This is a genomic window from Terriglobales bacterium (genome assembly GCA_035543055.1).
Lineage (GTDB): Bacteria > Acidobacteriota > Terriglobia > Terriglobales > Acidobacteriaceae > JAIQFD01.
In genome coordinates this window covers 1-22,885 of the sequence record DATKKJ010000130.1, presented here as the reverse complement: position 1 = coordinate 22,885, position 22,885 = coordinate 1, and the positions used below count along the sequence as shown (strand labels likewise).

The following is a 22,885-nucleotide window of genomic DNA, read 5'->3' as shown; positions in this document are numbered from 1 at the left end:
CTTGTCGGCCGACAGGACCTTCATGTACTTGCCGCGCGCGCCGGCCACATCGCCTTTGGCTTTCGCCGCCCGCGCTTCCGCCAGCGTCTTTTCGACATCGACCTCCGGTACGACCTGCTTGACGGCCACTTCGATGACGCGCACCGTCTGGACCTGCGAGACCTTGTTGCCCGCCTCGTCCGTCACCCACGCGACCACATCGTAGGTACCGGGACTCTTGTATGCGTGCGAACCGCTGGTTCCCGTGGTCTGTGAGCCATCACCCCATTGGATCAGGGTGCCGGCGATGTTCTTACACCCCGCTTTGGCATCTGCGTTCGCCTTTACCGGAGCGCCGACCTGACCGCTGTTCGGGCTTATTTGGAAGGAGACGAAGACAGGCTTCTTGGCGCGGCAGTCTGCCTCTGCTTTGGCGGCGGCGGCTTGCTTGTCGGCCTCCGCCCTGGCGGCTGCGGCCGCCTTGTCGGCCTCACCCCCCGCTTCCATCGCCGCACGCGCCTTGCCTTTAGGGTCCCCCGGCCCGTCACCCTTGAAACCTGCGGCTTCGTTGTAAGCCTGGGCCGCTCCCTTCCAGTTCTTGGCCGCGGCCAGTTGGTCGCCTTGCGACATCGCCTGCTCGTATTGCTTGATCTTGTTCAGCAGCGCCTGCGCTTCGCTCGCCTTGGAGCCGGAGACCTCTTTCAATGTCGACTTGGCGCCGGCGAAGTCGTTGCGGTTGTAGGCCCGCAGCCCTTCTTCGTACTTCTGGGCCATGACGGCGTCGCCCGCCTTGGCCTCCGCGTCCCGCTTCAGCTGCGGGACCTTGGCCATGAGCGCCCGGGCTTCGTCGTATTTCTTGCAGCCCTGCTTGACGTTCTTCAGCTTCTGTTCCGCATCGTCGAACTTTCCCGCATTGAGGTCGCTGGAGGCGGTGTTGAAGCGGTCGTCGCAGCGTGCGTCCTCCTTCTCGGCCTCCTTCTTCATCATCGTGCACATCATTTTGGCTTGCGGATAATTGGGGTCCAGATCGGCTAATTGGCAGTAGGCATCGCGCGACTCGAACGGTTTGCCGGCGGCGGCCGCGGAATCGCCCTTCTTCTTGAGGTCTTCCTTCTGGTCGGCCCTGGCTGCCAGCGGCGTAAGGGCCACCAGGACCAGAAGCATCCAGATCTGCCCTTTATTTCGCATTGACGATCTTCTCCACATCCAATTGCTCAAACACCGGGGTGATGGATCCGGTGGACTGCGGGCTGATCTTCACCTTCTCGGTCTTCTCCTGCCCGGTCGGACCCGCGATCGTAATCTCGTATTCGCCCGCCGGCAATGCCAGCCGCAGGGGCGTCTGATTGTCCTTCTTGTAATCCTCGTGGAACCTGCCATTGAGCTGGCGGGCCGACGTCACCGTTCCCCACGGAACGGCGTTGATCTCGACGTAGGCGTCCCGCTGGGGCGGCCAGATCCGGTCGCGGAAAGCGAAGACCCCGCCGCCGATCACGGCCAGGATAACGGCCGCGATCACGATCAGCATCACCGGCGCCTTCTTGGGCGGCGGCGGCGCCACCACCACCCGGCGTTGGACCCCCGAGACCGGGGCCGGGGCCGCTGCCGTCGGCGCTTCCACCGAGCCCGCCACCATGGTCTTGGACATGTCCAGCGAACCGGCGACGATGGTTCCCTTCAGGTCCTGTTCCTTCTGGATCCGCGAGGCGCCCTTTTCCGCGTCCGTCTTCAGCGCGTTGTACTGCTGCTGCAGCTCCGGTGGCGCGGCCGCCACCAGCGGGCCGGCGCCATGCAGGGACCGCAAGGCCGCCTGATACTGTCGCGACAGCAGCAGCGTCCGCGCGTCGCGCACCGCCTTTTCCACCACCTGCCGCGCCATGCTGACTTTCTTGCTCTCGATATCGGCCAGCGCGGCCTTGATGTCAGGGGTCTCTCCGTAGGTCTTCTTGCAGGCCTCGACGATGTTGATGGCGCTGGCGAAGTCGCCTTTCTCGATCGCTGCCTTGGCCTGCTGCACCGCGCCGCCGACCGCCCGCACCATGTCCTGCTCGCTGCGCGCCTTTTCCAGCAGGTTGGTGAACTCGGCTGACTTGGCGAAGGACTTAGGCAGTCCCTCCAGGAAGGTGACGGCGTCGTCGACCTTGCGCGCTTCCAGCAATCTCTGCGCTTTGGTGATCGCGACCTGGACCTTCTTGGCCGCTTCATCTTTGTGCCGCTTCGCGTCCTCCAGCAGCACCTTCAGTTCGTCGTCCGGCGCTTCCTTGAGGGTGCTCTCCAGCAGGACGACAGCGCGGTCGTACTCCTCCTCCGCCATCAGCCGCTGCACTTCCTTCAGCGCCGTCTCGGTCTTGGCGCGGCGGGCCTGCTGGGCCGCTTCATCGCGCGCGAACTGCAGCAGGTCGTTGATCTCGGCCGAGCCCTCGATCTGGGCCTGCGCCATCTCCAGCACCATGACGGCGCCGTCGTAGTCCTTCTTGCGCAAGCATTCCTTGGCTTTCGAGAGGAACTCGTCCTTGGTACGCTCAGCCTTCTCCCGCTCCGCGCTCTCGCGGACGATGGCCAGCAGCGATTGCAAGCGCGCGTCCCCGGGCGCCCGCTGCTGCGCGCTCTCCAGCAAAGCCAGCGCTTCGGTCGCCTTCCCCGTGTCCAGCAGCTTGCGGGCCTTGACGATCTGTTCTTCGGCGAATTTCTTCTTTTCCCCGGCCTCCCGCTGCTTATCGGCTAGGGCCTTGAGCTTGAGGAACGCGGGCTCGCTTGGGTACTTCTGCAGCGCTTCGTCTGCCTTGACGCAGGCGACCTTGTAGTCGTCGCGGGCGAGAGCGTCCTCAATCTCGTTCGACAGCTTCTCCAGCTCCCGTCGCTTGCTCTCCTGGTCCCGCCCCGAGGAAGCCAGGTTCATCAGGTTGTGCAGTTCGGGACTCGCCGGATCGATCTCCTCGGCCTTCTTCAGGACGTCGAACGCGGCGGTGTACTTGCGGCCGGTGATGTCGCGCCGCGCCTCGTCCAGCAGCTTTTGCATATCCCGCTGCTTGGAATGCTCCGCCACCTCTCGAGCCAGGGAGGCGTGCAGGGTCCTGGCCTGAGTATTCTCGGGGTCGATACCGACCGCTTCTTCCGCCGCCTTCAGGGCGACGTCCAGGTCGCCCACCTGCTGCGCAGATTCCGCCTTGCGCAGAGCCGCCACTGCCTTGTCCTTCTTCTCCTTGGCGGCCTTGACTATGTCGCGCAGGTTGAGCAGCTCGGTGTTGGTCTTGTCCATCGACAGAGCCTGCTCGACGTAGGCCAGGGCGTCGTCGTACATCTTGTGCGCCATGGCATCTTCCGCGTTGGAGCGGAGCTGCCGTATCTGCTCGCCGCGTACCTGCTTGGAGATGCGCTGCTGCACCTCGTGCATCAGCTCCTTGGCGACGGTATGGGCGGTGTCTACGCGCAGCACCTGCTGCAGCAGTTCTTTGGCCTTCTGCAGCTCCTGGCGCTCCATGAAGCCGCGCGCCCGGTCCACGTACTCGCTCACCACCTGCTTCTTGAGCTGTTCCTGGGCGCGCCCCAGGTCGAAGGCGAAATCCTCGGCCGTGGCGTAGCGCTCCTCGCGGTCCTTGGCGAGCGCGCGCTGGATCACTTCATCGAGATCGGGCGGGTAATTGTTGAGGAACTTGCTCAGCGAGGGCGGTTGCTCGTGGATGATCTTCAGCAGGGTCGAGGCCATGTCGTTGCCTTCGAACGGCAGCGTGTACGTCAGCAGCTCGAAGAGCATGACCCCGGTGGACCAGATGTCGGTGCGCCCGTCCACCACCTGGGCGTTGATCTGCTCCGGCGACATGTAGTGGATCGTGCCGACGACCTGGCCGGTGCGGGTCAGGCTGGTGTCGCCCAGGCGGGCGATCCCGAAGTCCACCAGCTTGCAGGTGCCGTCCTTGAGCACCATCAGATTGGCCGGCTTGATGTCGCGGTGCACCAGGCCGCGCTGATGCGCGTAGTTCAGCCCGTTGCAGGCCTGGATGATGTAGCCGAGCTTCTCCACCATGGAGATCTCGCGCCGCTGCTGTATCATCTTGTCCAGCGGCTCACCCTCCAGGTACTGCATGACCATGTAAGGATTGCCGTCCTGGTCGCCCAACTCGTACACGATGACGATATTGGGGTGCTCCAGCATGCCCGTGGCCTGGGCTTCGCGGTAGAAGCGTTTGAGCAGGTCGGGATTGTCGGCGAAGCCGCCGGTCATCATCTTGATGGCGACCAGGCGGCCGATGCGGTTGTCCATGGCCTTATAGACAACGCCCATGCCGCCCTTGCCCAGGACCTCGATGACGTCGTACTTACCGATCTTGGTGACTGTCGGGCCTGCCATGACTCCCTACTGCGCCACTTTCATGAGTTGTCCACCCACCAGGACGGTCGCGCCCACCGGCACCGGCGACCTGCCCCGCACCTTGATGAAGGTCCCGTTGCGGCTGCCTACGTCCTCCAGGAAGAAGCTGTCGCCGCGCTGGTACACCTTGGCGTGGGCCCGGCTCATGAACCCGTCCTCGGGAAAGATGTAGGTGCCGCGGTTGCGTCCCCAGGTGACCTCCTGGTCGAGCAGCGGGAAGCGGCTGTTCTCGTCCACCCCTTGTGAGGTCACGGCCACGAATTCCGCCACCGGCTCCTTGATGATGGAGGCGACCTCCATGATGGCGGTCCCGGTCGCCGCCGCCGCGGCCACGGCTTCGGTCTTCTCGCGGAACTGGAACACCTGCCGCCCCATCATCACCACGTCGCTGTTCTGCAGCGTGTAGGTGGCGATCAGGCGCACGAAAATGCCCTTCCCCCCGCTCAAGTCCTCGACGTACAGCTGCCCGCGCTCCACGAAGAAGCGGGCATGCGATTCCGCCATCTGCGGGTCGGCGGCGAACTTCAGGTCGCCCTCCACCCGGCCGATGGTCATGGTGCCGTTCTTCAGGTCGTGCTCGGAGCCCACCGAGCCGTCCTTGCGGATGTGCTGCAGTTTGAACTTGGGAACGACGACCTTGAACTTGGCGTCGGTGGTGACGACGGTGTGCGCCGTCGCCGGCTGCGGCTTGCGCTTCTCGTCCCAGATCACTTCGAACAGGTCGCGGTCGCCCTCCTTGCCCTTCAGGGCGTACCGTCCCAGGTAGGTGATCTTGAAGAGGTTCGCGGAGGCGACCTCTTTGTTCAGGGTATCGGAGATGACGATCTGCTCCGGCGAGGCCACGCTCTCCACCCGGGAGGCTACGTTCACCACGTCGCCGAAGACGTCGTTGGATTTCACCAGCCCGGTGCCGTAATTCAGCCCGATGCGGATATAGACGTGGTCCTGCTCCGGCTTGGGGGCATTGAAGCCGATCAGCGACTTCTGCATCTCGATCGACGCCCGCACCGATTCCTTACAGTCGTCGAAGATGGCCATGATGGCGTCGCCGATCTCCTTGACTACCCGCCCACCGTGCTTCTCCACGATCTGCCGCAGCATGTCGTTGCACTGGTGGACCATCATCAGGCCCGCCACGTCGCCGTACTTCTCAAAGTACGCTGTCGATCCCTTGATGTCGGTGAACATGACGACGACGGTGCGGCGGAACTTCTCCAGCTGCGCCAGCATCTCCTCCTGCGCGCGGGAGGACTGGATAATCTGAGTGACGCTGTCCTGTGGCATGGTTCCGCTTCAACGCCCGGGGGCTGGCGTACCTGAGCCCGAACACCCGTGCGCCGCGATGCCCCTGCATCGGCGGGACCGGCAGACTTCTCCGCTGACCCCCATACGAACTCACGGCCGGAGGAGCTTCACGACACGCACTTGTGTGGGCCTAAAGTACCATGGAAGCCCGGTACTGGAAAGCCCTATCGGTGGATTTCAAGGGGTTTCGGACTTTGGTAACCAGGCTGTTATCTCACTACCCTGCAATTGGTTACCAAAGTAGAGAAGCGCGATTCCGGTACCGCCGCACCCTCCGCGCCGCGTGCCTCGGAGGCCCCACGGGGCCGTATGGATAAACATAACTTTCCGCTTGATGGTTACTTACAGAGCGGTAAACAAGCGCCTGAGCCCATCCGTGAACCGGTCAGGCGGCGGAATCAGGCTGATGACCAAGTGGCCGTCGGTGGCAAAGTCGTAAAAATGGCCGGGATGGACCACCACCCCGTGCTGCCGCAACAGCATGATGGCAAGGTCCTCATCCGAGCGCACGGCGGGGACTCTGAGGACCGCGTACCATCCCGCCTCCACCTCCAGCCGGCGGCAAGTTGGACGGGCTGCTAGCTGGCGGTCGAGCTCGGCCAGATTCGTCCGCACCCGTTCTCGGAGTTGCTGCTGCACCTGGGCGCGGTTGCGCAGCAGCCCGGCAGTTGCCAGCTGCACCGGCGTCCCCACGGACAGGTAGGTGTCCGCGATGACCTCGAGGCGCTCCAAGGCTTCTCTTCGCTGGCTTTCCGGTCCGCTCACCACCATCCAGCCGAGCTTCACTTGGGGCAGCGCAGCGATCTTGGACAGCCCGCTCAGGGTGCACGTCAGTACCCCTTGGTTCGCCGCGAACGTGAAGGGTGGCTTATCGGCCAGCGCAAAATCAAGGAAGACTTCGTCGGCGATGAGGGCCATTCCGCGAGCTGCGCAGATCTGGTTTAGCGCCTCCCGTTCTGCCGACCTCACATACGAACCCGTGGGATTGTTGGGGTGGACCAGCAGAACCGCGCGGCTGCGGGAACTCAGCCGCTGCTCCAGCGTATGCAGATCGATCTGCCACCCGTGGTCGTACAGCAGCGGGTAAGGAACGAGTTTCACATCCTGGATGTCCGCCAGAAAGTCGAGGAGCGGATAACTGGGCGCGGCCACCAGCACCTCGTCCCCTGGGTCGCAGAGCAGCCGAAACAGGAAGGAATATGCTTCGCTGGTGCCGCTGGTCAGCACCACCGAGTCCGGGGTCACTTCCCATCCAAGTTCGCGGTAGTAGGCCGATACCGCTTCCCGGGCTTCCTGCAGGCCCAATGCCTCGGGACGATATTCCAGGCCGCGGGGAGCTGAAAGGGACTCCAGCGTTCCTGCCGGATAGCGGAGCCCCACCCGGGTGGGGTTCGATTCCGTCAGGTCGAGCAGTTCGCGACCCGAGCGGCGCGCCTCTTCCAAGGCCGCGCTGAAACGGTTGGGCGCGAGGCTCCAGGCTGTACGTGCGGCGAACATCGCGGGCTCGAACTGTACTCGCCGTTGCCGCCGGCGGCAACTCGGCCGCGACCATCCCACCTGTTGCAGCCCACTACCTCGTCGATGGAGGCTTTGGCGGCGGGGTAGAAAGCGAGGGCAGCACCGGGATCTGCCGATAGGTCAGTGATTGATAGGGCGCGATCGGTGGAGCTGAAGGCTGCACTGCCGGTGGCCCAGGCTCCCGCAATCCACCCTCGCGGATCACCACGACTGGCCGCGGCGCGGATGCGCGGAGGCCCTTCACCCGCTTGGCGGTCACCGCCGCAGCGGCCGGCGGCGAAACCGGCTCTTTGCCCTGGCTGGGCTGCGGTTGCACCGGGACCGGCGGCTGGGGCTGCACCTGCGGCTGGGGCTGCGCCGGCCGCGCCGGCTCGGACATCGGCGGGTTCCCGGCGGGCGCGTGCACGCCCCACTGCTGCCAAGCGACCACTCCCAGCAGCAGCACCACCGCCAGGAGCAGGTACGGATTCGTCCGATAGTGCTGACGGTGGGCGCGCTGCTTGACGACACGGTCGCTGCTTGGAGCGGGCTGCTTGGGCGACGGCGCCACGGGCGCTTGCGCCTCGACCGCACGTGCCGGCGGTGGCGCAGCCGCGCTTTCATATCCTCGCTCGGCGGTTGCTCCCGGGCGAGGGGTGCGCATCGCCGGCGCATCGGGAAGAGTCACGACCGGGCTTTCCGCCACGACCGGGCTTTCCGCCTCCGCTTGCGACTTATGCATGCGGACCATCCGCTCGAAGACTTGATCGAGCTCTGGGTTTTGAATGTCGTTCTGATCCAGCTGGGGCTGCTGCCGCGCCGGCGGCGCAGTGCGGTATGCCTTTGCGATCTTTGAGGTCAGATCCTTACCCGGAGCGCGGGTGGGAACCGGTTTCTTGTCTTCCGCCACTTTCGTCCCTTGCGCAGGCGTACAAACACCGCTGCCCAAAAGCGTGACTTCGAAGCAGAGCCTGGGAACTTGGCTCCATACTGCCTTGCGATCGGAGAGGTGTCAATGTTACCGCTGCGCGGAGGGTAACCAGTCCTAAGCTGGTGATGTAGCCCGGCGGCGCCAAGAAGCCCGTCTCAGGACCCAACGACGATCCGGGCATCCTGCCGGAGTTCCCGCTCATCAAAACGTCACGGGGAGGAGGTGTTCGATCATGCGGACACTGCTTGTCTGTCTACTGGTGGGATCGATGACGGCACTTGCTCAGGCCCAGGCGCAACATCAGCTCAGCCCTCGCGCCGAGGAGCGTATCCAGCGTGAGGTCTTTCATGAGCTGAACATGCTGCCCCACTACAGCATCTTCGACATTCTCAGCTACCAAGTGCAGGGTTCGACCGTGATCCTCAGCGGCAAAGTACGGGACCCCGGCCTGCAAAAGTCGGCCGAAGATGCGGTCCGCCACATCGAGGGTGTCGAGAAGGTGGTGAACAAGATCCAGGTCCTGCCTGGATTCCCCGACGACGAACGGATCCGTGTGCACATCGCCCGCAGTTTCTGGGACACCGGACTGATGCGCTACATGATGGGCGGCGCACCACCGATCCGCATCATCGTTGCTGCCGGCAAGGTGACGCTGGAAGGAATCGTGGGCAACGAGGGTGATAAGGCGATCGCCCGGGCCAAAGCTGCCGGCGTCCCCGGCGTGATCAGCGTCGAGAACAATCTCCGCGTTGAGAAGTGAAGGCGCGCCCTTGGGCAGTCGGACGGCGGGCCGAGCGACCCGTCTCCTTTTGTCTTACCAGGACCCCAAAACCGATGAATGAGAAGGTCGAAGGCATAAGGAGTCGCCGCTCCCGCCACTGTCAGGCGGCGCGAGAACATTCGATAGCCGCATCGGTAAGGGTGGGATTAAGGAGGGCGTAAAACCTTCGTAAAGGCCCGCAGCGGGACGGTCCTACCCCCCGGGGTTGAAGCGGTAGCCGACCCAGGGTTCGGTCTCGATGTAGCGCGGCGTGGAGGGATCGGGCTCGATCTTCTTGCGCAGCTGGCCGACGAACACGCGCAAGTATTCCGGCTGTTCGGTGGCGTTCGGCCCCCACACCGCGGCCAGCAGCGCCCGGTGGGTCACGACCTTCCCGGGGCGTTGCGCGAGATACACCAGCAGGTCGAATTCCTTGGGGGTCAGGCGCACTTCCTTGCCGCGGATGGCAACACTGTGCGCGCCGACATCGATGTGGAAGTCCCCCTGGCTGATGACCGCCCCGCCTTCCGGCGCCGCGGCCGGAGCGCGCCTCAAGTTCGCCCGCACCCGGGCCAGGAGTTCGCTGACCCCGAATGGCTTGGTGACGTAATCGTCGGCGCCCGCGTCCAGGGCCTGCACCTTGGTGCGCTCCTGGTCCTTCACCGAGAGCACGATGATCGGCATGTCCGCCACCGCGCGAATCCGTTTGCACAGCTCCAGGCCATCCAGGCGCGGCATGGCCAGGTCGGTGATCACCAGGTCGGGCGCCCAGTCTTTCATGATCTCCAGCGCGGTCTCGCCGTCATTGGCCACGCGGATGTCGTAGCCCTGCGCCGAGAGCGTGGTGCGCAGCACGCGCGTGATCTGCGGCTCGTCATCCACAACCAGGATGCGGCGGTGGTCTTTCATGGCTCCGGTCTCTTTATGATCTCTTGCCCGCCGTGAATGGGATTGCAGGCGTCTGTGGCATCCCGCCACACGCGCTTGGCGGGAGGACGCTCCAACGCTGTGGACGCGAGTCGCCCGAAGAATGCTAGTCCTGCCCCTGGGCGAGTGCAATAGATGGGGTGAAGCTCCAACCCTGGGTGTTAACATGGCCGCAGCAGAATGCCCGGGTGGCGAAACTGGCAGACGCACGGGACTTAAAATCCCGGGCCCCGAAAGGGGCGTGTCGGTTCGATTCCGACCCCGGGCACCACCCCATTTGCGCTCCCTCCCTGATGACTAAGCCGCTGTATTGGAATGACTTACAGCCAGTCTCAAGATGAACTGCGGTTCATTTTGCACTTGATTCTTACCCCAAAACGCGTAGAATATTCAGTTTTGGCATCAGCCCGGGGGCCGCTGTGGCGGTGAATCTTTGGCTGTGCGCCGGCATCCAAACTAGTGGATTCTTAATTTATTAAAGGCAGGACGAATACGTAATGGCAAAGCGACGTGGAAATCCGAACTGGGGCAAGCCGGAGCCGATCGGACCGGTGGTGCCCGTGGTGACCTCTTTCGAGCAGGCAGTGAAGGAGTTCAAGCTCGAGCCGGACCAGTATCTGCGCTCGACTCGCCTGCGCGAATGGGCTCGCCGCAACAAGAATTCGAAGTACATCCCTGAGACCCTGCTGCAGGCGTGGGGCTTCGAGATCGAGTCGACCCTGTAAGATCCGGCAAGCGGGTTAAGATTGGGCCGCCGCGAGGCGGCCCATTTCCTTGTTCGATCGCAGCCCCGGGCATCGAAATCGTCATGCATCCCAGTTCGCAAGAGGTCGTGGCCATCGCGGCCGGCGCCAGTTTCGCCGCCGGCCTCAATGTCTATGCCACGGTCGCGACGCTCGGTCTGCTAGGACGCGCCGGCGTCGTCGAGCTCCCGCCCGCCTTGCACCTGCTGCAAGGCTGGCCGGTGATCGCGGTCGCCGCAGCGCTGTTCGTCATTGAGTTCTTCGCCGACAAGATCCCGGCCTTCGATCTGATCTGGAACGCGCTCCACACGTTCGTACGCGTGCCCGCGGCGGCCCTGTTGACCTACGGCGCGACGGCTCAGCTCTCCCCCGGGGCCCAGATCGCGGTCGCCGTGGGCGGCGGGCTCATCGCACTGGCGGCCCATGGCGGCAAGATGGCGGCGCGTGCGGCGGTCACGCCGTCTCCGGAGCCGCTTTCCAACACGGCCCTCAGCCTGGGAGAGGACGTCGTGGCCATCGGGCTGACCTGGCTTGCCACCCGGCATCCGTACATCGCCGCCGGGGCGGTCCTGGTCGCGCTCCTCATCATCGTCGTGCTGGTGCGCTGGGTGCTGCGGGCGATGCGCCAGTTATTCAGCGGCGCCTGGCGCGAGCTGGAGCGGATGGAAGGCTCGGCGCCTTAGGCCGCGAATGGGGCAGTCGGGTCGGTCGCTGTCGAGCTTTCCGAGCGCCGCGCTCGTCCTGTATCCTTTCCCGATCCTTGATGGGGGAGGCAAGCGCCATGAGCGCCAGCGACACTCTCACGGCCCCGATCCCGGGCGCCGAGCATCAGCAGATCGGCGGGGTGCACATCGACGTCGTGCGCGCCGGCAAGGCGCGGGTGAAGCGGTCGGTCTATCCGGCGGGGTTCCACTGGGCGCGCGACCTCAAGCCGCTGGTCGGCACCGACACTTGCCAACACGCGCACGTGGGCTTCCTGGCCCGCGGGCGCATCCACATGGAGTTCCTCGACGGCTGCACCCGCGACTACGTAGCGCCGCAGGTGGTCAGCATCGAGCCCGGGCACGACGGACGCGTGGTGGGCAGCGAGCCGGCCATCCTGATCGAGTTCGACTTTGAAGGCGAAACCGCGACCCGATGCGGCTTGCCGACGAAACACGAGCACCCGAAGTAGTTGCGATGACCCTCCCATGAACCCTTCGGGTGCGATCGGCAATCTAACCCGTGGGAGACGATATGGCAGAGAAGATCAGGAAGTCGGAAGCCGAGTGGCGGCAGGAGCTGACGCCGGAGCAGTATCACATCCTGCGCGAGAAGGGCACGGAGCGCGCCTTCACCGGACAATACGCGCACGCCAAGGACAAGGGTGTTTATCGCTGTGCCGCCTGCGGGCAGGAGCTGTTCTCCTCCGATACGAAATTCGAATCGGGGAGCGGCTGGCCGAGTTTCTACCAACCGGCCGCCCCCGACCGGGTGGAATCCCACGAAGACACCAGCTACGGCATGCGCCGGGTGGAGGTGGTGTGCTCGCGCTGCGAGTCCCACCTGGGGCACGTATTCCCGGACGGCCCCCGGCCCACCGGCCTGCGCTACTGCATCAACTCGGCGTCGTTGAAGCTGGAGCCGAAATAAGTACCAAGTACCTAGCACCAAGTAAGACCATGAAGAAGCTTTTTGTCGTGATGCGAGCGCGGGGTGCGCGGTGGAAGCAAGGCCAGCCCTTGGAGAAGCAGGAGTTGTGGGAAGAGCGCGCCGCGTTCATGGACGCGCTGGTGGCCGAAAGTTTTGTGCTCCTGGGAGGCCCGCTCGAGCAGACCGGAGAGGCGCTGCTGGTCATCCGTGCGAAGGATCCCCGGCAGATCAACGCCAGACTGGAAGCCGACCCCTGGACCACCAACGGACTATTGAGGACGACTCGCATCGAGCCCTGGACCGTCCGGCTCCCTGCCGTCGACAGAGCAATGATTTTTTTCGGGTCCCAGGCAACGATCTGCATCCAATCTGTCAGGCTTCGGCCGGCTGCCGCCGGCTGTGGCTCCGCTGTACAATCGGAACAATGGGAATGGAGTTGAGGATCACCTCGTTATCCGCGCGTTCTTCCCTGGCGGTGGTGTGTGCCATCACCCTGGCCAGCATCCTGATTTCGCCGTCCGTGCCCAGCCCCCCCACGCTGATGGGTAAGGCCATCCATGTCCCGCTGGCTCCGCAGGCACTCGCGGTGCTGCCTCCGTCGGCCGCCGGGGTGATGTTTGGGCCGCTCTATCAGACCTTTGAGCGCCTGGCCGGCGCCAGCGATTTCGACCCGGGCCCTGTCCCTCTGCCTCTCCGGCGCTAGGCCCGCCCTTCACTGTGCCCGCGGCGGGCGCATCCCAGTCGAAGGTTTACGACTTTAAGGAGAAATCCATGAGCACGACGAGCGCGCACTGCAAATCACCCGGGATCAAGCCGCTGGAGCTGATCTCCGCCTGGATGGGCATTCTGCGGGGCCGGGCGCCCTTGTTGTCCATCGAGATCACGCGGGAGTGCCCGCTGCACTGCCCCGGCTGCTACGCCTACAACGACGAGCATCTGGGCGGAGGAGCTACTCTGCGGCAGCTCAGCGACTTCCGCGGCGACGCGCTGGTGAACGGAGTGATCGGCCTGGTGAAGAAACACCGCCCGGTGCATGTCTCGCTGGTCGGCGGCGAGCCCCTGATGCGCAAGCCCGAACTGGAGCGCATCATCCCCGCTCTGAGCGAGATGGGGATCTTCACCTTGCTGGTGACCAGCGCGGTGGCGCCCTTCCCGGCCGAATGGATGCGCATACCCCGGCTCAAGGTGACGGTCTCCGTGGACGGCCTGCCGGAGCACCACGACGTCCGCCGGGCGCCCGCCACCTACGAACGTATCCTGCGCAACATCGAAGGCCGCAGGGTCAACGTCCACCTGACCATCACCCGCCCCATGGTGCATAGCGCCGGCTACCTGGACGAATACTTCGCCTTCTGGACGTCGCGGCCGGAAGTGGACCGCATCTGGGTGAGCACCTATACGCCGCAGATCGGCGAGCACAGCCCGGAGATGCTGACCGCCAGCGAGCGCCGCAACCTGGTCGAGGACATGGCCGGCTGGCGAGCGCGCTTCCCCCAGGTGCTGATGAACCCGCACATTGCCGAAGCCTTCGCCCAGCCCCCGCAGAATCCCGCGGAATGCATCTTCGCCCGAATGTCAGTCAACTACTCGGCCGACCTCAAGACCCGGGTGGAGCCGTGCATCTTCGGCGGGAAGCCGGATTGCGCGCAATGCGGCTGCGCCTCCAGTGTCGGGCTGCATTCGTTGCGCAGCATGAAGCTGGCGGGACCGCTGAAGATCGGCCACCTGGTCGGCGGCTCCATGAGGATCGGGGCCCTGGCGAACCTGCTGGGACGTTCCGTGACCCCTGCGCGCTGGCAGGAACGCCAGTCTCCCAAGCCGGCCCCGTTGACCCAGATCGGCGCATAGCGCGCCCAAGACAGAACCACGCCGGAAGCGCCCGGCGTGGTTTTCCTGTTTACGATGTTCAGTACGTGCTGCTGCCCATGGAGGCGGGTGGTTTTGGTTGCACGTCCTTCGAAGTGATGTCGAAGGTCAGCATGAAACCGTTGGTGCCCTTGAACTCGTAGGCGTTCGGGCCCTCGCGGTAAGTCTCGACCTCGTTCGGCATCATGACGAAGCCATCGTTACGCGGGGTCCCCCAGTAGCGGACGTTCTTGAGCACCGCCGGCTCGTTGGTCAACCCCTGGTAGCGCTTCAGCTTGACCTCGGCGGTCTTGCCGCCGTTGAGGGTGGCGTGCGCCGAGTCCTTGTCGAAGGTCCAGGTGTCGATGTTCCCTTCGTCGGTCGTGAACGATTTCCACTTCACCGGGAAGACGTGGCCCGCGATCTCGCCGATGGCCTGGCGCTGTTCGGGCGTGGTCGCCTTGTCGAACGTCAGGACCGCCCAGTTCAGCTGCCCCTGGGAGAAGTCTCCTCCCAGGTCGCCATGGATCCAGAACTTGGCGCCGTCGAGCTTCACCGTGCCGTAGTGTCCGTGGTTGACTTTGTAGGCGTTGTTGAATTTGCAGAAGTGCTCCATCTTCCCGTTCTCGTGGTGGGCCGAGGGATGCGGGTTGAAGTAGCAGGGACAGAAGTGAGTGCAGCTGCAAGCTTCGATGGCGGTCGCGTTCATCGCCCAGTCGCTGGGCGGGGACGTGTGGCCGACCGTCACCCCAACCAGAGCGACAGCGGCAAGCAGGATCACTTTGCGCATGGCTCACCCCCTTGATGGAGCGAAATTATGCGCCAAATCCAGGCACCCCAGCAAGCGCCTGCTCACCGAGTTCTGTTCTGAATCCAGAACAAGAACCAGATTCCGCTTGATTCGCTCCCGCTCAGCGCTAACATGCGGGGCATTATTCCGGGGGCTCATAGGTTTGACGAAGGGCGGTAAGGACGTGACCTATAAAGCTTCGTTCTCGTTCTATTTCATCCTTTTGTGGTCGGTCGGGCTTGGCTTGGCCCAGCAATGCCCGCAAGCTCCCGTGCTGTCACCCTCGAAGGAGCTGAACCTCTTCAGCGAAGAGCAGGAGTTCGAACTGGGCGAGATCGCCGCCGCGCAGCTCTCCTACGACCTGCACGTCATCGAAGACGACGCTCTGGCGGGCCGTTTGAAGCAGATCGGCGACCGGCTTTTGACGCAGATGCCCCCCAGCCGGGCGCGGTTCCGCTTTTACCTGTTGGACAGTTCCTCAGCCAATGCCTTTGCCCTCCCCGGCGGACGCATCTACGTCAACCGCAAGCTGATCACGACGGTTCGCTCCGAAGACGAACTTGCCGGTGTGGTCGCCCACGAGATGGGCCACCAGCTTGTGCATCACAGCGCACTCCAGTGGAGCCAGATCTTCCACGACGCCTTCGGTACTACCAAACTCGGCGACCGTGCCGATATTGAAGACAAGTTCCACCAGGCGCTCGATGTTTACCGCACAAAGCGAGGCATCTTCGCCCACGCCTTTCGGGGAGAGCGCGCACAGATTGAAGCCGACCAGGTGGCCGTCTATGCCGTGTCCCGCTCCGGCTACGCGCCGCAGGCGTGGGTCGATTTTTGGGACCGTTTGACCGAGTCCCAGGGACGGAAGGGAAGCTGGATCTCCGATCTCTTTGGCACCACCCGGCCGGACTCCAAACGGCTTCGCGAGATCATCAAGAGCCTGGGCGCGATCCCCGCTTCCTGCATCGCCTCTACCACTCATTCCCCTTCGGCAGACTTCGAGCGCTGGCAGACCGCAGTCCGCAACTACACGGGCTTCGGCAAGAAAGAATCACTCCATAAGGTGGTGATGAGGCGGAGGCTCGAGCCGGTCCTGCGGGAGGATATCCGCCTGTTTCGATTCAGTCCGGACGGCAAGTATCTGCTCGCCCAGGACGACACCAGCATCTTCGTCCTCACCCGCGACCCGCTCGCGCTGCTGTTTCGGATCGACGCCCGGCGCGCCCACGACGCCCAGTTCAGTCCCGACTCTCGCTCCGTCGTCTTCTACTCCCACGGCCTCCGGGTGGAGCGCTGGAACATCTCCGAACAACGGCTGGAAGACATCGACGAGGTGTACGTGTTCCAAGGTTGCGAGCAGTCCGCGCTCTCTCCCGATGGCCGCTACCTAGCCTGTATCCGCGCCAACCGGGACACCTACTTCCCGCTCGACCTGCTGTTGTTCGACGTCGACACCGGCGACCCCGTCTTTACCAAGAAGGGGTTCATAGGTCCGACCGGCGTTTACCAGATCTATTCGGCCATCTTCGTGTCGTGGAGTAGCCGGCGGCCACTCGCCGCCATGGCATTCTCGCCGGACGGGCGCTATCTCCTGGTCGGACGTCCCGAAGTCCATCTGCTGCTGGACATGAAATCCCTGGCCGAGATCTCCGTGCCCGGCACCGTGCGCAAGGTCACTTCCGCCACCTTCGCATTCGTGGGCCCTGAGCGCATCGTCGGCGCCAATAGCGACAACCTGGAACAAGCCTCTCTCGTACGCTTTCCCTCGGGCGAGATCATCTCTTCTGACATTCCGATCGGCGGTCGTGTGCTCTCCCCGGTCAGCAAGGGCTCTTACGTGCTGGTTCGTCCTTTGCAGAAGGCTCCAGTCGGCCTGATGGACCTGGAAACGAAAAAGATCTTCATGGCCAGCCGCACCAACGCGCTTGACATCTACGAAAAAACATTCGTCAACGAGCGGGCCAACGGGGAAATCGGCCTCTACACCCAGGCGGGCGAGAGGCCGATCGCGACTGTGGCCCTGCCGCTCAGCCCGCTGGCACGCCTGAGCAGCGCGGCCGTGGCCCCCGGCCTGAATGCGATCGCGCTCAGCGAACGGACGCGCGGCGCTCTGTGGGACCTGAACAGCGGCGAACGCCTGCTGTACATTCGTGGTTTTCGCGGCGCCTACTTCGAGGGCGGCAACGTTTTCTTTAACTTTGCTCCCCTCGATCTGTCCACTTTGCGGGTGCTGAAAGGGCAAAGCGAAAAAGAGGTACGCAGGCTGCGCGCCGAAGAGCCCGGGAACAGTCTCGCGCGGGCCGATCTCGGTACCCGCTCCATCGTGCCGATCCGGGAGATGAAGAGGCGCGTCCATGTGCGTCACTTCGGCTCCGTCGTGCTCACCTGGACGCCAGAAGATGACGACAAACCGCGCAACAACATCACCCTGGAGGCGCATGATTCGCGGACGGACGCGCTCTTGTGGTCGCGCTACTACCCCAAGGCCTTTCCCGGGATCGAAGGGGCCCTTGGGAGCGACACCGCCGTGTTCGCCTGGGAACTGGGAACGCGCGGGGCAAAGGATGAGTTGAAGGATGATCCCGAGGCCAAGAAGATGGTGAACGCTGTGAAGGAGAACGAAGGTAGCTACTTGGTCGAGGTCGTGGATCTTCGCACCGGCAAGGCGCGCGCCAAGTTTCCCATCGAGACTGGACACGGCTCGTTCCAGGCGCGAGCCTTCTACGCCGCCGGCTCTACCCTGCTCATGCTGGACGACCAGCAGCGGGTGCTGCTGTACTCCCTCAAAGGCGTGCGCCTAGGCCGTCTGTTCGGTGGGGACGCCGGACTTTCGCCGGACGGGAGCAAGGTGGTCGTGGAGCGCGAACCGGGACGTCTAGCGGTCTACGACGTCGCCGGCCTGCGGCAGCGGGATGAGCTTACCTTCGGCGCCCGCGTCAGCTTCGCCGACTTCAGCCCCGACGGCAAGCGCCTGATCGTGCTCACCGACGACCAGACCGTCTTCGTGCTCGACGTGGACAAGACTGCAAATTGACGCGCGGGGGCTCGCAGGTCGAGGTTTGTTACAATTTCCACAGAGCCCGATGAGCCCCAACGCCCTATTCTGCGACGTTCCCAGCGCGCTCGAGGAGATCCGCGCCGGGCGCATGATCGTTGTAGTGGACGACGAGGACCGCGAGAACGAAGGCGACCTGACCCTGGCGGCGGAGAAGATCACGCCCGAGGCCATCAATTTCATGGCCAAGCACGGCCGCGGGCTCATCTGCCTGGCCCTGACCGAGGAGCGGCTGGACGAGCTGCGCATCCCGCCCATGAGCGCGGAGAACACCTCGCAGTTCGGCACCGCCTTCTGCGAGGCCATCGACGCCAAGGAAGGCACGACCACGGGCATCTCGGCCGCCGATCGCGCCAAGACCATCCAGGTCGCGCTCGATCCTCGGACGCGCCCCAGCGACCTGGCCCGTCCCGGGCACGTTTTCCCGCTGCGCGCGCGCTCCGGCGGCGTGCTCATCCGCGCCGGCCAGACCGAGGCCTCCGTGGACCTGGCGCGCCTGGCCGGCCTGAAGCCCGCCGGCGTCATCTGCGAGATCATGAACGACGACGGCACCATGGCCCGCGTCCCCCAGCTCACCGAATTCTGCCGCGAGCACGGGTTGAAGATGCTGACCGTCGCCGAGCTCATCCGCTACCGCATGCGGAACGAGCGCCTGGTCAAGCGCATCGGCGAAGCCATGGTGCCCACCCGTTACGGCGACTTCCGCATGATCGCCTACGAGAGCCAGATCACGCACAACTCGCACATCGCGCTGGTCAAGGGCGACCTGGAGCGCGCCCGCGGCCCGGTGCTGGTGCGCATGCACGCCCACTGCCTCATGGGGGACGTCTTCGGCGCCACCTGGTGCGACTGCCGCGAGATCATCGACCGCTCCATGGAGATGATCGCCGAACAGGGCTGCGGCGCCCTCATCTACCTGCACCAGACCTCGAAGGGATTCGCCGTGGAAAATATCGGGGAGACCGCGTCGCTGGTCTTCCACAAGGACGCGCGCGAGCCCGAGGCCCGCAAGTCGCAGAAGAAGATCCAGCGCGAAGCCGGCATCGGGGCGCAGATCCTGATCGACCTCGGCCTGCGCGCGGTGCGCTTGCTGACCAACCATCCGCGCAAGGTCGTGGCCCTCGAGGGCTACGGTATCCACATTGTTGAGCAGGTGCCGGTGGCGGTGAAGGCCGGCGTGACGAGCCGCTGAAAAACTTCAAAGGCAAGTCAGAACGCAGAATGCAGAAGTCACTTCTGCATTCTGCGATCTAAGTTCTGCATTGACGTTGCTTCAGTCGGAACCTATCCCGCGGACGATTTCTTGCCGCGCTTGGCTTTGCTGGTGTCAGCCGACTCCGCCGGTTTGCTCGCGGAAGCCACCGGCTTCCTCGCTGACGCCAGGCTCGCTTTCAGCGCTTCCATGATGTCGATCACCGGCGCGAGGTGCTGCGGAGCGGGCGCTTCGAAGACCTCGCGTCCCTGCACCTTGGCCGCGATCATCGCCTTCAGGTTCTCGCGGTAGCCGTCGCTGTATTTCTCCGGCTCGAAAGCTGCAGCCAGCGATTCCACGAGATTGGTCGCCAGCTCCAACTCTTTTTCTTTCACCAGGCTGGTGTCGGTGCGGAATTCCTCCACCTGCCGTATCTCGTCGCGGTAGTACATAGTGTGCAGCAAGATGCCCTTCGGGCCCGGCCGCAGGATGACGATGTGCTCGCGGTTGTGCATCGAGATCTTGGCCACCCCGACATATCCGCTCTTCTGCAGGGCCGAGAACAGCAGGGCGTAGGGCTTCTCGCCGGCCTCGTCGGGCGCCAGGTAGTAGGAGCTTTCGAAGTAGATGGGGTCCACGTCCGCCGACTTCACGAACTCCAGGATCTCCATGGTCTTGGCGGTCTTGGGCGCAACCTTCTTGATCTCCTCGTCATCCACCACCACGTACTTGTCCTTCTCGTACTCGTAACCCTTCACGATCTCGCTGCGCGGGATGGGCTTGTCTTCGAGCTGGCAGTAGACGACGTTCTTGATGCGGGAGTGGTCGGCCTTGTGCAGCTGGTTGAAGCTGACGGTCTCGCTGCGGGCCGCGCTATACAATTTGACCGGAAGCGACACCAGGCCGAAGGTCAGGTGTCCTTTCCAAACCGTGCTCGCCATTGGGCGCTCCCCCCCAGAGCTGTAGGGAAAACCGGTATTCTATAGCACAGAAAACGGTGCAGTTCTAGATAACCGAGAACCATGACACTAGATGAGTACCGGCGGAAAAGGGATTTCAAGAAAACTCCCGAGCCCCCGCCTGCCGCCCCACCAAGATCAGGTAACAGGTTTTTTATTCAACGACATAGCGCACGGCGGCTGCATTATGACTTGCGCCTGGAGATGGACGGCGCGCTGCGTTCCTGGGCCGTCCCCAAGGGCCCGACCCTGGACCCGGCGGAGAAGCGCCTGGCGGTGCTGGTCGAGGACCACCCCCTGGAATACGGTGACTTCGAAGGCACCATCCCAGCGGGGGAGTACGGCGCCGGCAGCGTCATGGTCTGGGACCGGGGCACCTACGAGTGGCTGACCGACAAAGCCCCGGCCGAGCAGTGGGCCGCCGGCGATCTCAAGTTCCGCCTCCACGGCGAGAAGCTGCTGGGCGAGTTTGCTCTGGTCCGCATGAAGAACCGCGGCAAGGGCAACGAATGGCTGCTGATCAAGAAGAAGGACTTCGCCGCCCAGCCCGGCTATGACCCGGAAAACGACCTGCGCAGCGTCCACCAGGGTGCGGCCGATCCGTCGCGGGTACCCGGCGCGGTAAAAGCGGCCATGCCCGCGAAGGTCGCGCCCATGCTGGCGGTGATAAGCGAGACCCTGCCCGAAGGCCCGGAGTGGGTCTATGAGGTGAAGTGGGACGGGGTGCGGTCGCTGTGCTTCGTCGAAGGCAAGAAGGTCCGGCTGGTTTCCCGCAGTGGAAAAGCGATGGAGAAGCAGTATCCGGAGTTGGCGGCGCTAGCTGGGTCGCTGAAAGGCGAATCCGCCATCGTGGACGGCGAGATCGTTGCCTTCGACGAGCAGGGACGTCCCAGCTTCGCCCGGCTCCAGCCGCGCATTGGGGCCAATCCGAAGGCAGTGCCTAACCTGGCGCGCTCCCGGCCGGTCACCCTGTTCGCTTTCGACCTGCTTTACCTCAACGGCTACGACCTGCGCGCCTGCTCGCTCGAAGACCGCAAGCGCCTGCTGACCTCCGTGCTACGGCCAAGCCCGGAGGTGCGCTACTCCGACCACTTTGTCGGCAACGGGCCACAGCTTCTGGCCAGCGCCCGAGAGACCGGACTCGAGGGCGTGGTCGCCAAGCGCGCGACCAGTTCGTACGAATCGAAGCGCAGCAACAGCTGGATAAAGCTCAAGGTGGTGAACCAGCAGGACTTCGTCATCTGCGGCTTCACCGAGGGCGCGCGCGAATTCGGTGCCCTGGTGCTCGGCTATTGCGAAAAGGACAAGCTGGTGTGGGCAGGCAACGTCGGGACGGGCTTCGACCAGAGTTCCCTCAAGGACATTCACCGCACGCTGAAGGCCATGGCCGCGAAGCGGAGCCCGTTCGCCGTGGCGCACGCCGAGCTCAAGGCCGGCGTCACCTGGGTGCGCCCGGAGCTGGTCTGTACCGTGAGGTTCTCGATGTGGACTCCCGACCTGCGCCTGCGCGCGCCGGTGTTCCTCGGCCTTCGTCCCGATGCCGATCCGCGGGACTGCGTCCGGGAGGTCGCCAACGAAGTTGTAGCCCCACCGCCCACGGCCGGGCGGCGGAGCAGTAGAGGTGAAGGCGCGTCTGGGGGCGGACGCGCTACAACTTCGTTGGAAGGAGCCGTCGAAGGAACTCCGCTGCTGCCGGCCAAGCAGGAGGAAGCGTTCGTCGAGGTGGATGGACGCCGCCTGAAGTTCACTCACCTCAACAAGGTCTTCTACCCGCGCGAGGGCTACAAGAAGCGCGACGTTATCAACTACTACGACGCCGTCGCCGGCCTGATCCTTCCCCACTTGCACGCCCGGCCGCTGTCCCTCAAGCGCTATCCCGACGGCATCGACGCCGAGTACTTCTTCCAGAAGGAAGCGCCCAAGGGCATCCCTTCGTGGCTGCACACCGCACCGATCAAGGACGAGGACAAGACCACCAACTTCGTGCTCGCGCAGGACCGGCCCAGCCTGCTGTATCTCGCCAACCTGGGCTGCATCGACCAGAACCCGTGGATGAGCCGCATTGGAACGCAGCACAACCCCGACTTCATCCTCATCGACCTCGATCCCTACCACTGCGAGTACGACCGCATCGTCGAGGCGGCGCAGCTGGTGCGCCGCAAGCTGGAGCTCATCGGCCTCGAAGGCTATCCCAAGACCACCGGTGGCGACGGTATGCACATCTACATCCCGGTCGAGCCGGTGTACTCCTACGACCAAACGAAGATCTTCGCTGAGATCCTCGCCCGGCTGGTCGCGTCGGAACGTCCGGACCTGTTCACTACGCCTCGGACCGTGGCCAAGCGCGAAAAGGGCAAGGTGTACTTCGATTTTCTGCAGAACGGCGAAGGCAAGACCATTTCCGCGCCGTACGTGCTGCGCGCCTATCCCGGCGCCCCGGTAGCGACGCCGCTGGCCTGGCGCGAGGTCGCGCCGGGACTTTCCCCGAAACAATTTCACTTGGGAAACGTGGAGGCCCGCTTCGCCCGCGTCGGCGACCTGTTCCAGCCGGTGCTGACGAAGCCTCAACGGATTGAGGCGGCTCTCGACAAACTCGGCCGATTGGTACAAGACGCGCAGCGATAGGTCGTGGGTCGCCGGTCGTGGTCGTGGGCCAGAGGGTTTATCGCAAGAAACCGTCGTAGATAAGCCACAAACCTCCTAATACAAACAACAGCCGCCCCAACCAGCCGGGAATTCGACGGGCACCATATCCGGGGTGGGCGCCAAATCCACCGAGCCAAAAGCTTTTGAACAGGCCCGCCATTGCGAAGCAAGCAGCCGCTCCCATTAGGTACAGAATCTTGTTGGCTAGTGGCATCTTACCTGCTCTTTGCTCACCACCTACGACCCACGACTCTC

Annotated in this window: 20 protein-coding genes and 1 tRNA gene; 12 read left to right on the top strand and 9 right to left on the bottom strand. The window is 64.0% G+C overall.

Features of this window, described 5'->3' with window-relative positions; genetic code table 11:
• The 5 genes from VMS96_09125 to VMS96_09105 form a co-directional block, all read right to left on the bottom strand.
• The coding region (locus VMS96_09125; protein HVP43584.1) for a PKD domain-containing protein at positions 1–1,167 on the bottom strand (1,167 nt) is incomplete at its 3' end.
• Positions 1,157–4,327: a protein kinase gene (locus VMS96_09120; protein HVP43583.1), complete on the bottom strand. Its 3,171-nt coding sequence runs from the start codon at positions 4,325–4,327 to the stop codon at positions 1,157–1,159. The genes VMS96_09125 and VMS96_09120, both read right to left, overlap by 11 nt.
• 6 nt (positions 4,328–4,333) lie before the next feature.
• Positions 4,334–5,632, bottom strand: coding sequence for an adenylate/guanylate cyclase domain-containing protein (locus VMS96_09115; protein HVP43582.1), 1,299 nt, complete (start codon positions 5,630–5,632; stop codon positions 4,334–4,336).
• A gap of 363 nt (positions 5,633–5,995) precedes the next feature.
• Positions 5,996–7,150, bottom strand: coding sequence for a pyridoxal phosphate-dependent aminotransferase (locus tag VMS96_09110; GenBank protein HVP43581.1), 1,155 nt, complete (start codon positions 7,148–7,150; stop codon positions 5,996–5,998).
• 73 nt (positions 7,151–7,223) lie between these two features.
• Positions 7,224–7,892, bottom strand: a complete 669-nt coding sequence (locus tag VMS96_09105; protein ID HVP43580.1) for a hypothetical protein — start codon at positions 7,890–7,892, stop codon at positions 7,224–7,226.
• A gap of 457 nt (positions 7,893–8,349) precedes the next feature.
• Here VMS96_09105 and VMS96_09100 point away from each other — a divergent pair, with 457 nt between their 5' ends.
• Positions 8,350–8,841, top strand: a complete 492-nt coding sequence (locus VMS96_09100; protein ID HVP43579.1) for a BON domain-containing protein — start codon at positions 8,350–8,352, stop codon at positions 8,839–8,841.
• A gap of 213 nt (positions 8,842–9,054) precedes the next feature.
• Here the strand turns inward: VMS96_09100 and VMS96_09095 are convergent, their stop codons facing one another.
• A complete protein-coding gene (locus tag VMS96_09095) occupies positions 9,055–9,750 on the bottom strand; it encodes a response regulator transcription factor (protein HVP43578.1) in 696 nt (231 codons plus the stop codon).
• A 200-nt stretch (positions 9,751–9,950) separates the two neighbouring features.
• Here VMS96_09095 and VMS96_09090 point away from each other — a divergent pair.
• The 8 genes from VMS96_09090 to VMS96_09055 all read left to right on the top strand — a co-directional run bounded on the left by VMS96_09090 (position 9,951) and on the right by VMS96_09055 (position 13,991).
• A tRNA-Leu gene (locus tag VMS96_09090) sits at positions 9,951–10,039 on the top strand.
• A 226-nt stretch (positions 10,040–10,265) separates the two neighbouring features.
• Positions 10,266–10,493 (top strand): hypothetical protein, encoded by a 228-nt coding sequence (locus VMS96_09085; protein ID HVP43577.1) that lies wholly within the window; start codon positions 10,266–10,268, stop codon positions 10,491–10,493.
• Positions 10,494–10,576: 83 nt separating this feature from the next.
• Positions 10,577–11,194 (top strand): DUF4126 domain-containing protein, encoded by a 618-nt coding sequence (locus VMS96_09080; protein HVP43576.1) that lies wholly within the window; start codon positions 10,577–10,579, stop codon positions 11,192–11,194.
• 98 nt (positions 11,195–11,292) lie between these two features.
• Positions 11,293–11,685: a hypothetical protein gene (locus tag VMS96_09075; GenBank protein ID HVP43575.1), complete on the top strand. Its 393-nt coding sequence runs from the start codon at positions 11,293–11,295 to the stop codon at positions 11,683–11,685.
• A 62-nt stretch (positions 11,686–11,747) separates the two neighbouring features.
• On the top strand, positions 11,748–12,143 hold the full coding sequence (msrB, locus tag VMS96_09070; GenBank protein ID HVP43574.1) for a peptide-methionine (R)-S-oxide reductase MsrB: 396 nt from the start codon (positions 11,748–11,750) through the stop codon (positions 12,141–12,143).
• Between the two features lie 29 nt (positions 12,144–12,172).
• The gene (locus VMS96_09065; GenBank protein HVP43573.1) at positions 12,173–12,583 is read left to right on the top strand and encodes a hypothetical protein; all 411 of its coding nucleotides are present in this window, start codon (positions 12,173–12,175) and stop codon (positions 12,581–12,583) included.
• Positions 12,574–12,846 (top strand): hypothetical protein, encoded by a 273-nt coding sequence (locus tag VMS96_09060; protein HVP43572.1) that lies wholly within the window; start codon positions 12,574–12,576, stop codon positions 12,844–12,846. Before VMS96_09065 ends, VMS96_09060 begins: the two co-directional genes overlap by 10 nt.
• Positions 12,847–12,914: 68 nt before the next feature.
• Positions 12,915–13,991 carry a radical SAM protein gene (locus tag VMS96_09055; protein HVP43571.1) on the top strand — a complete coding sequence of 359 codons (1,077 nt, stop codon included), beginning with the start codon at positions 12,915–12,917 and terminating at the stop codon, positions 13,989–13,991.
• Positions 13,992–14,049: 58 nt separating this feature from the next.
• Here VMS96_09055 and VMS96_09050 read toward each other — a convergent pair whose 3' ends face one another.
• The gene (locus VMS96_09050; GenBank protein ID HVP43570.1) at positions 14,050–14,778 is read right to left on the bottom strand and encodes a DUF1326 domain-containing protein; all 729 of its coding nucleotides are present in this window, start codon (positions 14,776–14,778) and stop codon (positions 14,050–14,052) included.
• Between the two features lie 184 nt (positions 14,779–14,962).
• Between VMS96_09050 and VMS96_09045 the strand changes: the two genes are divergently transcribed.
• Positions 14,963–17,812, top strand: coding sequence for a M48 family metalloprotease (locus VMS96_09045; GenBank protein ID HVP43569.1), 2,850 nt, complete (start codon positions 14,963–14,965; stop codon positions 17,810–17,812).
• A gap of 49 nt (positions 17,813–17,861) precedes the next feature.
• Complete coding sequence (ribB, locus tag VMS96_09040; GenBank protein ID HVP43568.1) at positions 17,862–19,025, top strand: 3,4-dihydroxy-2-butanone-4-phosphate synthase; 1,164 nt, start codon at positions 17,862–17,864, stop codon at positions 19,023–19,025.
• Between the two features lie 92 nt (positions 19,026–19,117).
• Here ribB and VMS96_09035 read toward each other — a convergent pair whose 3' ends face one another.
• Positions 19,118–19,966 carry a Ku protein gene (locus tag VMS96_09035; GenBank protein HVP43567.1) on the bottom strand — a complete coding sequence of 283 codons (849 nt, stop codon included), beginning with the start codon at positions 19,964–19,966 and terminating at the stop codon, positions 19,118–19,120.
• A gap of 81 nt (positions 19,967–20,047) precedes the next feature.
• On the opposite strand from VMS96_09035, the gene ligD reads away from it, so the two are divergent.
• On the top strand, positions 20,048–22,609 hold the full coding sequence (ligD, locus tag VMS96_09030) for a DNA ligase D (GenBank protein HVP43566.1): 2,562 nt from the start codon (positions 20,048–20,050) through the stop codon (positions 22,607–22,609).
• A 37-nt stretch (positions 22,610–22,646) separates the two neighbouring features.
• Here ligD and VMS96_09025 read toward each other — a convergent pair.
• Positions 22,647–22,885, bottom strand: a 239-nt coding sequence (locus VMS96_09025; protein ID HVP43565.1) for a hypothetical protein, incomplete at its 5' end; no start/stop codon positions are given.